Here is a 15,948-nt window from a genome sequence, read left to right as displayed (position 1 = left end):
GGTGTCCTCCTGAGGTGCCGAAGATGTGGATGACATGTCGTCACGCGTCGTTCCGCGACGCGCGGTCCTCGTCGGTGACGACCGGGGCCAGGACCGCGGGGAGTTCGCCCGTGCCGGAGGCGTCGCGCCAGCCGGAGGCGAGCCTGCCGCTGCCGAACCGGGCGTCGTGGGCGGTGAGTTCGGCGGTGAGGTGCTTGACGACCGCCTTGCCCGAGTCGGCGTTGGTGAGGGCGACGAACCCCGTCCCGCCGTGCATCCGGCTGATCGCCATGTTCCAGTAGCCCGACGGCTCGCCGCCGTGGCCGAACTCCAGGTCGTCGCCGGTGTCGTCGACGATGGTGCCGAGCCCGTAGAACGTGCCGGCCTCCCCCGCGAGCAGCTCCCGCGCCAGGGCCTGGGGAAGGAGCGCGCCCGGTGCGCCGAGCAGGGAGTCCCGGACGGCGAGTGCGAACCCGGCGATGTCGCCCGCGGTGGCCCACAGACCCGCGGCGGCGAGGTGGGCGCGGTTGCGCCAGCCGCCCCTGAGAGGGGTGCCGTGCGCGTCGTGGCCGAGCGCCACCGGGAGACCACAGGTGCGCGGGTGGTCCTGGTCGAAGCTGCTGTCGGCAAGGCCGAGCGGGTCCAGGACCAGCCGGCGCATCAGGGCTTCGAAGGGCTCCCCCGTGACGTCCTCCAGCACCTGCTGCAGCACCCAGTAGTGCGTGCTGCTCTTGCGGAAGGTCCCGCCCGGTGTCAGCTCGCGCCGCACGCGCGGGGTGCCGACCGGGCCGCTTCCCTCCAACAGGTTGAGCAGGGTGGGCAGTTGCTCGCCGGGCCGGAATCCGACGCTGCGGTGCCGGGCGAGGCCGGCCCGGTGCCCGAGCAGCGCGCGCACCGTGACGGGTCCCGGCGCGGCCGGGTCGTCGTCCAGGTGCCAGGAGCGCAGATACGTGTCGATGTCCGCGTCGAGGTCGATCAGGCCCTGGTCGACGACGCGCAGTACCGCGAACGCGGTGAGGTGCTTGCTGACGGAGCCGACCTGGAAGAGCGTCCGCCGGGTCACCGGTCCGTCGCCCCCGGCCGTGAGGACCCCGTGGGTCCGCAGTTCGGCGAGTGCGCCGTCGCGGATGACCGCGAGGGCGACGCCGGGCACGTGGTGCTCGGCCATGACGTCGGTGAGCCGCGCGGCGAGCGGGTCGGTGTCCCCGTCCTCGGGCGCCGGACCGAGCAGCGCGGCGGCCCGTGCGACGGCGTCGTGGTCCGCGTGTCCGCCTTCGGACGCCTGCGCGAGCAGCGCGGCGAGGAGTTCCGCGGGCACCTCCACGGTGGCGGCGCCACCGGCCGCCGGGGAGTCGTCCTTCGCCGGGGAGGCGGCCACCGGCGACTCGGCCGGGGAGCCGGCCGGTGCGGTGTCGCCCGTCGGGGATCCCGCCGCGTCCTCGTCCACCGCCGCGGCCAGGTCGATCAGGGTGTCGTGCTGATACATGCGGTAGACGGAGACCGTCAGACCCGCCTCGCGGGCCGCGGCCAGGACCTTGATCATCAGCAGGGAATGGCCGCCGAGGTCGAAGAAGCGGTCGTGGACACCTATCTCTTCGACGCCCAGGACGTCGGACCAGATGGCGGCCAGGGTCTTCTCCGTCGAAGTGCGCGGCGGCACGTGTTCCGTACCGGTGCGCAGCGCGCCGCGGTCGGGTACCGGCAGCGCCTTGCGGTCGACCTTGCCGTTGGCGTTCAGCGGCAGGGCGTCCAGGGCGACGAAGGCCGACGGCACCATGTAGTCCGGCAGGCGCAGCGCGCAGTGCTCGGTCAGTGCCTGGGGTTCCGGTGCGGCGGTGTGCGGAGCAGGCGTCCAGTAGGCGACCGTACGCCGGTCGCCGGGCACCGGCTCGTGCACCGTCACATGGACGTCGCGCACGGCGTCGTGGGCGGCGAGCACCGCCCGGATCTCACCGAGCTCGACACGATAGCCCCGGATCTTGACCTGGTCGTCGAGCCGTCCGAGGAACTCCACGTTCCCGTCCGGCAGTTGACGCACCAGATCACCCGTGCGATACAGCCGGGCACCGGGCCGCTGCGCATACGGATCCGGCACAAACCGCTCCGCCGTCAGATCCGGACGCCCCGCGTACCCACGCGCCACACCCGTACCACCGACATACAGCTCACCCGCCACCCCGACCGGCACCGGAGCCAGCGCCGCGTCCAGCACGTACACCGTCGTGTTCGGCAACGGACGCCCGATCGGCACCACCTCCCGGCCCACCGGTCCGGTAACCGGGAACACCGTCGACCCCACCGACGCCTCGGTCGGCCCGTACTCATTGATCAGCCGGCCGGGCCCCAGGATGTCCAGGGAACGGTCGGCGACCGCGCCGGGCAGCGCCTCGCCCGCCACCACCGTGACCTCGGCCAGCTCCTGCGCCTGTTCGGTGGTGAGTTGTGCGGCCAGCAGCTCCAGATGGCCGGGGGTGAGCTTGATGAAGCTGTACGGGGCTCCGACCAGCAACTGCCGCCCCAGGTCGCCCGGTTCGGTGTCCTGGGACACGGCGAGGACGCGCTGGCCGGTGATCAGCGGTGCCCACAGATTGGGCACGACCAGGTCGAACGCGACCGAGGAGAACAGCGGAGCACCCCCCGTACCACGGGAGGCCAGCTCCCGCGCCGCCCACGCCACATGATTGACCAGACCCCGGTGATGCACCTCCACACCCTTGGGCACCCCCGTCGAACCGGAGGTGAAGACGACATACGCCAGAGCGTCCAGATCGTCCACGCGCTCCGGCGCCGTGGACGGCAGGGAGCCGACGTCGCCGCCGATGAGCAGTACCCGGGCCGCGGCGCCGAAGCGGTCCTCGTACGCATCGGACGTGACGGCCGTCCCGGCCCCCGAGGTACGCACGATCGCCGCGACCCGCTCGGCCGGGTACGACGGGTCGACCGGCACATACGCGCCGCCCGCCTTCCACACCGCGAGCAGCGCCGCCACCAGGGCGGGTCCCCGGTCCAGCTGGACGGCGACCCTCGACTCCGCGCCCACGCCGCGCGAACGCAGCGCGTGGGCCAGGCGGTTGGCGTACGCGTCGAGTTCGCCGTACGACAGGGTCCGCCCGTCCAGGGTGACGGCCGGGGCGTCCGGGGTGCGGGCCGCCTGCTCCTCGAAACGCCGGAGCACCGTGGCCCTCTCCGCCTCGTACGCCGTGTCGTTCCACTCGACGAGCTGGCGCCGGAGCTCGTCCGCGGGCAGCGGGACGATCCGGGCGTCGCCCGCGGGGTCCCGCGTCATGGCGGTGAGGACGCCCTCGTACAGGGCGGTGAGCCGGTCGGCGTGGTGACGGGACAGGGCGTGGGTGTGCGTCGTCATCAGGAGGTGGCCGGAGACCGCGGACACGGCCAGGCCGAACTCCGTGGCGCCCTCCCCCGAGCTGTCGCCGACATCCACCCGCTCGGTGTCCACGTGATCGAAGTCCTGATAGCTGAACCGGACGTCGAGCAGGCGCTCCACCCCGGCGTCGCGCTGGATCGCCGGCATCGGGTAGCGCCGGTGCTCCCACATCCCCGCCTCGTGGGCGAAGACGTCACGGACCAGTCCCTCCCAGCTGCGTTCGCGGTCGGCGTCGAAGGCGAACGGCAGGGTGTTGAGGTACATGCCGTACACGCGCTCGGCCCCCGGCGCCTCGGGGCGGGCGCTGAAGACCAGCCCGGAGTGGAAGCGGGTCTCCTCGGTGAGCATGCTCAGGACCTTCAGGTGCGCGGCGAGCAGCACGCTCTTCAGGGAGGCCCGGGCCCGTGCGGCCACGGCGCGCAGCCCCTGCTCGAACGGGGCCAGCCGCACCGCGACCCGGAAGGTCTCGCGCGGTGCCGAGCGGTCGCCCGCCCAGGCCGTCGGCAGGGTGAAGCGCGCATGGCCGCCGGTGACTCCGGCCCAGTGCGCACGGTCGTCGCCGGACCGGAGGGAGCGCTGTTCGGCGGCCACGAAGTCCGCGTAGCGGACCGCAGGCGCGGGCACGTCGGAAGGGGCGCCGCCGTCGCGGACGCGCCGGTAGTCGTCGAGCAGTTCCATCAACAGCGCGCGGTGGCTCCAGCCCTCGGTGATCGCGTGGCACACGGTGAGGCCGAGCCGCCAGGCACCGGGTCCCTCGACGTGCGCGGTCATCCGCAGCAGCGGCGCCCGTTCCAGGTCGAAGAGGTCGGCCCGCTCCCGGGAGATGAACTCCGCCACGGCGTCCCGCAGTCCCGTCCCGTCGAACCCGCTCAGATCGTGCACGGCGACGGGGATGTCCGCCTCGGCGTGCACCACCTGAAGCGGCTGGGACCAGGTGTCGAGGTGGAAGGAGGTGCGCAGCAGCTCGTGCCGGGCGACGACGGCGCGGGCCGCGGCGCGCAGCGCGTCGGGCGAGAACGGCACGTCCTCGGTGATCCGGAACGACGACACGTTGTGGTACGCGTGCTTGGTGTCGTCCGCGAGCATCTCCAGGACCATGCCGAGCTGCACCTGGGTCAGCGGATACGCGTCCACGGCGTCCTCGGGCAGCAGCGCCCGGTCCTCGGCGGACACCAGCGCGAACCGTTCGACGGGGGCTTCGGCCTCGGTGGGCGCCGGCCGACCGGTGAGGTGCTCGCTGAGCGCGGCGACGGTGCGGAACTCGAACACGTCGCGCACCCCGATGTCGAACCCGGCGGCGCGCAGCGCCCCGACGAGGGCGACGGCACGGATCGAGTGGCCGCCGATGGCGAAGAACTCGTCCTGGACGCCGACCCGTTCGAGGCCGAGGACCTCGGCCCAGACCGCGGCGACGCGCTCCTCCGTCCCGGTGCGCGGCGCCACGTAGCCGTCGTCCACCGCACCGGCGGGGTCGGGCGCGGGCAGCGCCCTGCGGTCGACCTTGCCGTTGGCGTTCAGCGGCAGGGCGTCCAGGGGGATCAGGGCCGCGGGGACCATGTAGTCGGGCAGGAGCCCGGCCAGGTGGGCGCGGATCCCGTCGGCGGTGGCCGTCGCGGGTGCGTAGTACGCCACCAGTTCGCCGTCGGCGCTCGTCACGTGGGCGTCGTGCACGGCGTCGTGGGCGGCGAGCACGGCCCGGATCTCACCGAGCTCGATCCGGTAGCCGCGGATCTTGACCTGGTCGTCGAGCCGTCCGAGGAACTCCACGTTTCCGTCGCTGAGTTGACGCACCAGGTCACCCGTGCGATACAGCCGGGCACCGGGCCGCTGCGCATACGGATCCGGCACAAAACGCTCCGCCGTCAGATCCGGACGCCCCGCGTACCCACGCGCCACACCCGTACCACCGACATACAGCTCACCCGCCACCCCGACCGGCACCGGAGCCAGCGCCGCGTCCAGCACGTACACCGTCGTGTTCGGCAACGGACGCCCGATCGGCACCACCTCCCGGCCCACCGGTCCGGTCACCGGGAACACCGTCGACCCCACCGACGCCTCGGTCGGCCCGTACTCGTTGATCAGTTCCGTGTGCGGGGCGAGCGCGCGCCAGCGTTCCAGCGTGCCGCGCGTGAACGCCTCGCCGGCCACGACCAGGACCGGGGCGAGCGCGGACGCCTGCTCCGCCGTGAGCTGCCCGGCGAGCACGTCCAGGTGGCCCGGGGTGAGCTTGATGAAGCTGTACGGCCCCGAGGCGACGAGACGCTCCCCCAGGTCGGCCATGTCGACGTCGCCGCCGACCGCGTGCACCGCCTGGCCGGTGATCAGCGGTGCCCACAGATTGGGCACGACCAGGTCGAACGCGACCGAGGAGAACAGCGGAGCACCCCCCGTACCACGGGAGGCCAGCTCCCGCGCCGCCCACGCCACATGATTGACCAGACCCCGGTGATGCACCTCCACACCCTTGGGCACCCCCGTCGAACCGGAGGTGAAGACGACATACGCCAGAGCGTCCAGATCGTCCACGCGCTCCGGCGCCGTGGACGGCAGGGAGCTCAGGGCCTGTTCGGGGAGTTCCGTGAGAACCACCGTGGCACCGGCCGCCTCGCGCATCACGGCCACGCGCTCGTCCGGGTGGGTCGGGTCGACGGGGACATAGGCGCCGCCGGCCTTCCACACCGCGAGCAGGGCGGCGAGCAGGTCGGGGCCGCGGTCGAGCCGGACCAGGACCCGGGACTCGACGCCGACGCCGCGCCCGCGCAGATGGTGTGCCAGCCGGTTGGCCCGTGCGTCGAGCTCGGCGTACGACAGGCTCCGCCCGTCCAGGGTGACGGCCGCGGCGTCCGGGGTGCGGGCCGCCTGCTCCTCGAAACGCCGGAGCACCGTGGCCGTCTCCGCCTCGTACGCCGTGTCGTTCCACTCGACGAGCTGGCGCTCCCGTTCGCCCTGCGGCAGGAACGACGCCTGCGCGTCGCCCTCCGGATCCGCGGCCATCGCCTCCAGGACCTGACGCAGCATGGCCGCGAGACGGTCCGTGCCCGACCGGCTGAGCGCGCGCGGCGACGCCGTCAGGACGAGGTGGCCGACGCGTGCGGAGACACCCAGCGGGAACTCCGTGGGGCTGTCGTCGATGCTCGCCAGGTAGTCGACCTGCTCGCGGTCGACCTGGTCGAAGTCGTGATAGCTGAAACGCATGTCGATCAGCCGCTCGCCGTCGGCGAGCTCCCGCTGGATGACCGGCATCGGGAAGGCCCGGTGCGGCCACAGTTCGATCTCGCGGGCGAACACCGCGGCGACCAGGTCGCGCCAGGTGGCGGCCGTGCGGTCGTGCGCGAACGGCAGCGTGTTGAGGTGCATGCCGTAGACGCGGTCCGCGCCGAGCACCTCGGGGCGCGCGTTGCACACCAGTCCGGTGAAGAAGCGCTCCTCCTCGGTGAGCATGCTGAGCGTCTTCAGGTGGGCTGCGTGCAGCACGCTCTTGAGGGAGGCGCCCGACTTCGAGGCCAGCGCGCGCAGGCGGTCCTCCAGGTCGTGGAAGGGCACCGGAACCCGGTAGGGGGCCCCCTCGTCGGCGGGGTCGCCGCGCCAGGGCGCGGGCACGGTGAGCCTGGCGTGGCCGTCGACGACCGACTGCCAGTACCCGCGCGACTCCGCTGAGTCGAGGACGTCCAGCTCGGCACGGACGAAGTCGGCGAACCGGACGGCGGGGCGCTCCGGTGCGGCCGGCTCCTCGCCGTCGACCAGGCGGCCGTAGTCGTCGAGAACCTCCATCAGGAGGGAGTGGTGGCTCCAGCCGTCGAGGATCGCGTGGCACTCGGTGTGCGTGATCCACCAGCTGCCGTCGCCCGCCACGTGCGCGTACAGGCGCAGCAGCGGCGGCGCGGCCAGGTCGAACAGCTCGCCGCGCTCCTTGAGGGTGAACTCCCGCAGGGACGCCTGGAGTTCGTCCTCGGTCAGCTGCGACAGGTCGCGGGCGCCGACCGGCATCTCGGCCGCTTCGTGGACCAGCTGCAGCGGCACGGAGCAGCCGGTGAGGGCGACGGAGGTGCGCAGCGCCTCGTGCCGGGCGACGACCGCGGCCGCGGCGGCGCGCAGCGCGTCGAGGGAGAAGGGCCGCTCGTCACGGATCCGGAAGGACGTCACGTTGTGGTAAGGGTGCTTGCCGTCGTCCGTCAGCATCTCTACGACCATGCCGAGCTGCACCTGGGAGAGCGGATAGGCGTCCACGAGCCCCTCGGGCAGCAGCGCCCTGTCCTCGGCGGTCACCAGTGCGAACGGCTCGACGGTGCGACCGGCCTCGGCGGGTGCCGGGCGGCCGGTGACGAGTTCGGCGACGCGGGCGACGGTGCGGTGCTCGAAGACGTCGCGCACCGCGAGGTCGTAGCCGATGGCGCGCAGCCGGCCCACGAGCGTCACGGCGCGCAGGGAGTGTCCGCCCAGCTCGAAGAAGCCGTCCTCGACGCCGACCCGGTCGAGCCCGAGGACCTCGGCCCACACCTGCGCGATGCGCTCCTCGGCGACGGTGCGGAACGCGACGTGCCCCCCGGCGCCGAGCGCGTCCCGTCCCGGTTCGGGCAGGGCCCGCTTGTCGAGCTTGCCGTTGGTGGTCAGCGGCAGCCGGTCCAGGGCGACGAAGGCCGCGGGGACCATGTACTCGGGCAGTACCCCGGACAGGTGCGTGCGCAGCTCCGCCGGGGTGGGGGCCGCGTCCGCGGCCGGGGTCGCGTAGGCGACGAGGCGCTTGTCGCCGGGGGTGTCCTCACGGGCGAGGACGACGGCGTCGCGCACGGCGGGGTGCGCGGCAAGGGCCGTCTCGATCTCACCGAGCTCGATGCGGAAGCCGCGGATCTTGACCTGGCCGTCGATGCGGCCGAGGAACTCCAGGCTGCCGTCGGGCAGCCGCCGGGCCAGGTCACCGCTGCGGTAGAGGCGGGCGCCAGCGGGCCCGTAGGGGTCGGGCACGAAGCGCTCGGCGGTCAGCGCGGGCCGGCCCAGGTAGCCTCGGGCCACGCCGGGCCCGCCGACGTGGATCTCCCCCGGCACGCCGATCGGCACCAGGGCGCCCTGGGCGTCCAGGAGGTACACGTCCAGGTCGGTCAGCGGATGTCCGACGGGGTTGCCGGCCCGCGGGTCCAGGTCGCGCCCGGTGAGCCGGTGGTAGGTGGTGTGGACCGTCGTCTCGGTGATCCCGTACATGTTGACCAGGGCGGTGCGTTCCAGGCCGAACCGGTCGGTCCACGGACGCAGTTCGGAGACCTCCAGCTTCTCCCCCGCGAACACCACTGCCCGCAGCGGGAGTTCGGTGTCCGTGCCCACCAGCGAGCGGAACGCGGACGGCGTCTGGTTGAGCACCGTGACCTGCTCGCGCTTCAGCAGGTCGAGGAACTCGTCGGGGGAACGGGTGACGGCGTGCGGAACCACGACGAGCCGGCCGCCGTGCAGCAGCGCGCCCCACATCTCCCACACCGACACGTCGAAGGCATAGCTGTGGAACAGCGGCCATACGTCGGTCTCGGTGAACGCGTAGTGCTCGTGGCCGCGCTCCAGGAGACGTACGACATTGCGGTGGGTGAGCGCGACGCCCTTGGGGCGGCCCGTCGAGCCCGAGGTGTAGATCGTGTAGACGAGGTTGTCGGGGCTGCCCGGCACGGCCGGGTCCGTGTCCGGCTGGGCCTCGATCAGTTCGGCGTCGGTGTCCAGGAGCAGCAGGTCCACGTCGAACGGCCCGGCGTGCGCCGCTGTGGTGACGACGACGGGGGCCTGGGCGTCCTGACGGATGTAGGCCAGGCGGTCGGCGGGATTGGCCGGGTCGAGGGGCAGGTATCCGGCCCCGGACTTGAGGATGCCGAGCAGCGCGGGCAGCAGCTCGATGTCGCGCTCCAGGCTCAGGCCGACCAGGACCTCCGGGCCGGCGCCCCGTGCGATCAGGGCGTGCGCGATGCGGTTGGCGCGGGCGTTGAGCTGTTCGTACGTCAGGTCGGTGCCCTCGAAGGTCACGGCGACGCGGTGCGGGGTGCGGGCCGCCTGCTCCTCGAAGACCTCGTGCACACGCCGTGTCACGGGCCGCGTCCTCGCCGGGGTGCCGAGCAGTACGGTCCGCTCCCGTGCGTCGAAGATGTCGTACGAGGACAGTGCCGCGTCCGGCGTGGCGGCGATCCCCTCCAGCAGTCGCAGCAGATGACCGGCGAAGCGCTGCACGGTCGCCCGGTCGAAGAGGGCGGTCGCGTACTCCAGGTGGCCGCCGAGCGAGCCTTCCGCGCCCTCCCGGACCTGCAGGTCGAGGTCGAACTTGGCGACCCGGCCCGAACCCTCGAACGGGGAGGTCTCGACACCGGGGAACGTGAAGGACGAGCCGCGGTCGCCGTGCATCGTGAACGCCACCTGGAACAGCGGCGTGCGCGACAGGTCGCGCTCGGGGCCGAGCGCGTCGACGACCTGGGTGAAGGCCACGTCCTGGTGGTCGTAGGCGTCGAGGACGGTGGCGCGGGTGCGGGCGAGCAGCTCGGTGAAGGCGGGGTCGCCGCCGACGTCCGCGCGCAGCACCAGGCTGTTGATGCCGTAGCCGATGAGCTGCTGCAGTTCGGGCCTGCCCCGGCCGGAGACGACCGTACCGACGGCGATGTCCGTGCGGCCGCTCCAGCGGGCGAGCAGCGACTGGTAGGCGGCGAGGAACAGCATGAACACAGTGGCGTCGTGCCGGGCGGCCAGGTCGCGCAGCCGGGCGGCGAGCGGGCCGGGCACTTCGAACGCGACGGCGCTGCCCGCGCCGTCCCGCACGGCGGGGCGGGGCCGGTCGGTGGGCAGTTCGAGCGGGGCCAGGCCGGCCAGCTGCCCGCGCCAGTAGTCCAGGTGGTGTCCCACCACGTCGCCGGTCAGCTCACCGCGCTGCCAGGCCGCGTAGTCGGCGTACTGCACGGCGAGCGGCGCGGGCACGTCTCCCCGGTACAGCTCGCTCAGTTCCTGTCCGAGGACGCCGGTCGACCAGGCGTCGCAGGCGATGTGGTGGAGGACGACCGCCAGGACGTGCTCGTCGGCGGTGAGCCGGATCAGCCGGGCCCGCACCGGCCAGCCGCCGGCGAGGTCGAACGGTTCGGCCAGGTCGGCCTCGATCAGGGCGCGGGCCGCGTCCTCGTCGGCCGCGTCGGTGACGACGATCGGGAACTCCCGCGGCCGGTCGATCACCTGGACGGGTTCCTCGCCCCGCAGTTCGTAGCGGGTGCGCAGGATCTCGTGCCGGTCGAGCACCGTCTGCCAGGCCCGTCCGAGAGCCTCGGTGTCGAGGTCGCCGCGCAGCCTCAGCACCAGCGGCACGAGGTATTCGGGGCTGTCGGGTTCGAGGCGGCCGAGGAACCACATCTGCTGCTGCCCGTACGAGAGCGGCAGCGGCTCCCCCCGGTCGGCCCGCGGGATCCCGGTGCGGCGGGCGGTGGTGCGACGGCCCCCGAGGCGGCGGCGCAGCAGCTCGGCGCGGAGTGCTTCGGCGTCGACGCCCGGGACAGCGGGCCTCTCCATTTCCCCGGTGCTCATGCCTGGTGCTCCTTGGATGTCTGCGGTGCGTTGTCCGTGTCCTCGACCGCCGCGCGGAGGTCGTCGTCGGTCAGCACTGCTATCTGTGCCGTGACGTGCTCCTCGACCACTTCGGCGAGCCGCCGGACGGTCGGGCCCTCGAAGACCGCGCGGACGGTGAAGTCGATGTCGAACGCGCGCTGGATCTCCGAGATCAACCGGATCGCGAGGATCGAATTGCCGCCCACGTGGAAGAAGTTGTCGTGCGCGCCGGCCTGGATGCCGAGCAGCTCGGTCCAGATCCCGGCGATTCGCTCCTCGACGGGGCCGCTCGGGGCGACGTGTCCGCCGTCCTGCTCGGGCCGTCCGGGGTCGGGCAGGGCGCGTCGGTCGACCTTGCCGTTGGCGTTGACGGGAATCACGTCGAGGGCGGTGTACGTCGCCGGGACCATGTAGTCGGGCAGCCGCTCGGCGCAGTGCGGGGCGAGGTCCGGCAGCGGTGCGTCCGTGTCCGTGGGCACCACGTACGCGGCGAGGCGGGGTTCGGCGCCCTCGGCCCGGTGCACGGTGACGACGGCGTCGCGCACGGCGTCGTGGGCGGCGAGCACGGCCCGGATCTCACCGAGTTCGACGCGGTGACCCCGGATCTTGACCTGGTCGTCGGCGCGGCCCAGGAACTCGACGGTGCCGTCGGGGAGTCGGCGCGCCAGGTCGCCCGTGCGGTAGAGGCGGGCACCCGGCTCCTTCGCGTACGGATCGGGCACGAAGCGCTCCGCCGTCAGGTCCGGGCGTCCCGCGTAGCCACGCGCCACACCCGTACCACCGACGTACAGCTCACCCGCCACCCCGACCGGCACCGGGGCCGACGCCGCGTCCAGGACGTACACCGTCGTGTTCGGCAGCGGACGCCCGATCGGCAGCACGTCGGTGTCGGGGGTCTCGCCGTCCGGCGGTACCGGGTGGACGGTCGCGCCGACCGAGGCCTCCGTGGGCCCGTACTCGTTGAGGATCCTCATGTCCGGGGCGAGTTCGCGCCAGCGCTCCAGGCCGGCGCGGGTGAACGCCTCGCCCGCCACGACGAGGACCGGGGTGAGCGCTCCCGCCTGGGTCGCGGTCAGCTGGGTCGCAAGGATGTCGAGGTGTCCTGGCGTCAGCTTCAGGAAGCTGAACGGTTCGGCCTCCGCGAGGCGTTTGCCGAGCTCCGAGAGGTCGGTGTCCTGCGGCAGCAGGAACAGCCGCTGCCCGGTGACCAGCGGCGCCCAGAGGTTGGGGACGACCAGGTCGAAGGCGACGGAGGAGAACAGGGCGCCGCCGCCGCAGTCACCCCCGGCCAGCTCCCGGGCCGCCCAGTCGATGTGGTTCGCGAGGCCCCGGTGATGCACCTCGACCCCCTTGGGCGTGCCGGTGGAGCCCGAGGTGAAGACGACGTACGCCAGCCGGTCCAGGTCCCTGGTGCGGGCCGGTACCGCCGAGGGCCGCTCGGCGACGGCCCCGGCGTCGGTGTCCAGGCACAGCAGGCGCGGCCCGCGCGAGGGGAAGCGGCTCGCGTACCCGGCGACGGTCACCGCCGTGCGCACGCGCGCCGTCGCGCACATCTCGGCGACGCGTCCGGCCGGGTGGGACGGATCGACCGGCACGTACGCGCCGCCCGCCTTCCACACCGCGAGCAGCGCCGCCACGAGGTCGGGCCCCCGGTCGAGCAGCACCGCGACGCGTGACTCGGCGCCCACGCCCAGGGTGCGCAGATGGTGGGCGAGGCGGTTGGCGCGGGCGTCGAGCTCCCCGTACGTGAGCGTCTGCGCGCCATACGTCAGTGCGGTGTGCTCCGGCGCTGTGCGGACCTGCTCCTCGAACCGTTCGAGTACGGAGCGTTCGTCGGTGCCGTACGCCGTGTCGTTCCAGTCCACGAGGATCCGCCGGCGCTCGTCCGGCGACAGCAGCGGCACCTCCCCCAGCACGGTGCCGGGGTCGTGTGCCACCGTGTCCAGCAGGCTCAGGAAGTGGCCGGCCATCCGCTCGGCCGTGGCCCGCTCGAACAGTGACGTGGCGTACTCCAGGACGCCGTCGAGGCCGCCCTCGGGGGTCTGCCGCATGAACAGCGACAGGTCGGTCTTGGCCACCTGCCAGGCCTCGGTGAACGCCGCGAGGTCCGCGTCATGCGTGACGACGCTGGTCACACCCTCGCTGTGCAGGTCGAAGGCCACCTGGTAGAGCGGTGTGCGGGACAGGTCGCGTTCGGGCTGCAGCTCGTCGACGAGCCGTTCGAAGGGCAGCTCCTGGTGGACGAAGGCCGCGCGGGCGGTGTCCCTGACCCGGCCGAGTGCCTGGACGAAGCTCATCCCCGGCCGCAGTCCGCAGCGCACGACGAGGGAGTTGAGGAAGAAGCCGACCATGCCGTCGGTCTCGGGCCGGGTGCGGCCGGCCACCGGGGTGCCGACCGGGACGTCCCACTGGCCGCTGTAGCGGGCCACCAGCGTGGCGTACGCGGTGAGGAGCGTCATGAACGGTGTAGCACCATGCGCCCTGCCCAATTCGCCCAGTTTCTCGGCCAGTTCGCCGGGAATCCGGAACGGTACGACCGCGCCGTGCGGGTCGCGCACCGCCGGGCGCGGCCGGTCGGTGGGCAGGTCGAGCGGGGCGATCCCGTCGAGCGCGGCCCGCCAGTGGGCCAGCTCCCTGTCGATCACCTCGTCGGTGAGCCGGGCGTGCTGCCAGGCGCCGTAGTCCGCGTACTGGAGGGCCGGCGCGGGCAGCCGTGGCGCCTCGCCCGCGGCGAACGCCTCGCACAGGACGCGCAGTTCGCGCTCCAGGATCACCGTCGACCATCCGTCGCAGGTGATGTGGTGCATGGTCAGGAGCAGGATGTCGCCGTGGCCGTCGACCCGGGCGAGCAGCGCCCGCCACAGCGGACCCCGTGCCAGGTCGAAACCTCGCCGGAACTGCTCGCCGAACAGGGCCGGCAGGTGGGCCCGGGTGGTGGACTCGACGCGCAGCTCCACGCTCGTGCCGTCCGGGGCGTCGATGATCTGGCGCGGCTCCCCGTCGCTGTCGGCGTACCGGGTCCGCAGCGGCTCGTGCCGCGCGGCGAGAGCGTCCAGGGCACGCCGGACCGTCGTCGCGTCGAGACCGGCCGGCAACCGCAGGAAGAGCGGGGCGACCCACTCGGGGCTGCCGGGGTGCATCCGGTCCAGGAACCACAGGCGGCGCTGGCCCGACGACAGCGGCAGCTCGCCGTCGCGCGGCACGGCCACGATGCCGGGCTCCTCGGTCCGCGTCCGCGGTGCCGAGCCGATCAGCCCGGCCTGCGCCTCGACCGTGGTGGCCGCGAACAGGCCGCGCAGCGACACCTTCTCGCCGGAGGCGGCCCGCAGCCGGGCGGCCAGGCGCGTCAGTTGCAGCGAGGTGCCGCCCAGGGCGAAGAAGTCGTCGTGCGCGCCCACCCGCTCCAGGCCCAGCAGCTCCGCCCACACCCCGGCGACCAGTTCCTCGGCCGCGTCGCGCGGCGCGGTGTACACCGGCTGCTCCGCGGCGAGGATCTCGTCCGGCGTCGGCAGCTGCGCCCGGTCGACCTTGCCGTTCGCCATGAGCGGGAAGGCGTCGAGGGTGTGGAGGAAGGCGGGGACATGGCTGTCGGGGAGCCGCTCGGCGAGGAACCCGCGCAGCTCGGCCGCGCCGACGGGGGCGCCGACGGTGAGGTGCGCGGCGAGCCGCTTGCCGCCGTCGACCGTGTACGGCGTCACGACGGCGCCGGTGACCGCCGGGTGCGCCGCGAGGGCCGCCTCGACCTCGCCGGGCTCGATCCGCACCCCGTTGACCTTGACCTGGTGGTCCAGCCGGCCCAGGTACTCCAGGGTGCCGTCGGCACGCCAGCGCACCTGGTCGCCGGTGCGGTACAACCGCCCGCCGGGCTCGGGGGCGTACGGGTCGGGCACGAAGCGTTCGGCGGTCAGATCGGGGCGTCCCGCGTAGCCGCGGGCCACTCCCGTGCCCCCGGCGCACAGCTCACCGGGCACGCCCACCGGTACGGGCGCGCCGTTGGCGTCCAGGACCATGACCCGCATGCCGGGCAGCGGACGTCCGATGGGCACGGGCCCCGTGGTGATGTCCGCGGCGACCCGCTGGGCGGTGACGTCGATGGAGCACTCGGTCGGCCCGTAGGTGTTCCACACCTCCAGCTCGGTGCCGGCCCGTTCGCGTACCCGGGCGACGAGCTCGGCGTGCAGGGCCTCACCGGCCGAGAAGAGCAACCGCAGCGAGCCGCAGCCGTTCCAGTCGCCCTCCTCGACGAGGAGGCGCAGCACGGACGGCACGACCTGGAGCACCGTGACACCGGTTACCGCGACCGTGCGCAGGAGTCCGGCCGGATCGCGCTCGGCACCGGCCGGGGCGAGTACCACGGTGCCGCCGCTGACGAGCGGCGCGAAGATCTCCCAGGCCGCGGCGTCGAAGCCGATGGTGGTCTTCTGGAGGACGCGGTCGTCGGCCCCCAGCCGGTGCCGGTCCACGGTCCAGCCGACCCGGTGGGCGATGCCCGCGTGGGTGATGACGACGGCCTTCGGCTTTCCGGTCGAACCGGAGGTGAAGACGGCGTACGCGACGTTGTCGGGGTGTGCGGCGGCGAGCGGCGGCCCGTCGGGCGCATCGCCGGCCGGGACCTCCTCGGGTCCCACGCGCCGGGCCCCGGCGTCGCGCACCGCGTCCGCCAGCTCGGGCCCCGCCAGCACCAGGTGTGCCCCGCTCTCGCGGACCAGGCCGGACAGCCGCGCGGGCGGCTGTGCCGGGTCGAGCGGGACGTAGCCCGCACCGACGCGCCACGCCCCGAGCAGCGCCACGACCAGATCGACGCCGCGCGGCAGGCCGACGCCGATCAGCGTCTCGGGCCCGGCACCCAGATCCCGCAGGTGGTGGGCCATGCGCAGCGACGCGTGGTCCAGCTCCTCGTACGTCACCGCCCGGTCGCCGTCGACGACGGCGACCGCGTGCGGGGTACGGAACGCCTGCTCGGCGAAGCGTTCCGAAAGCAGTTCGGCGTTCACGGTAACTCCTGTCACAGATCCGGGTGGGCGGGCGAACGG

The 15,948-nt window shown here is 73.4% G+C and carries 2 protein-coding genes; both read right to left on the bottom strand.

Annotation, left to right across the window (positions count from 1 at the left end):
• Positions 1-40 precede the first annotated feature (40 nt).
• Positions 41-10,894 carry an amino acid adenylation domain-containing protein gene (locus ACIOHC_RS12460; protein ID WP_401842674.1) on the bottom strand — a complete coding sequence of 3,618 codons (10,854 nt, stop codon included), beginning with the start codon at positions 10,892-10,894 and terminating at the stop codon, positions 41-43.
• Complete coding sequence (locus tag ACIOHC_RS12455) at positions 10,891-15,909, bottom strand: amino acid adenylation domain-containing protein (RefSeq protein WP_401842673.1); 5,019 nt, start codon at positions 15,907-15,909, stop codon at positions 10,891-10,893. Before ACIOHC_RS12455 ends, ACIOHC_RS12460 begins: the two co-directional genes overlap by 4 nt.
• Positions 15,910-15,948 lie beyond the last annotated feature (39 nt).

It is taken from the genome of Streptomyces sp. NPDC088252 (assembly GCF_044740965.1).
In the GTDB taxonomy this organism is placed as follows: domain Bacteria; phylum Actinomycetota; class Actinomycetes; order Streptomycetales; family Streptomycetaceae; genus Streptomyces.
Note: the sequence above shows the minus strand (reverse complement) of the source record. Positions and strands in the feature narration are given on the sequence as shown.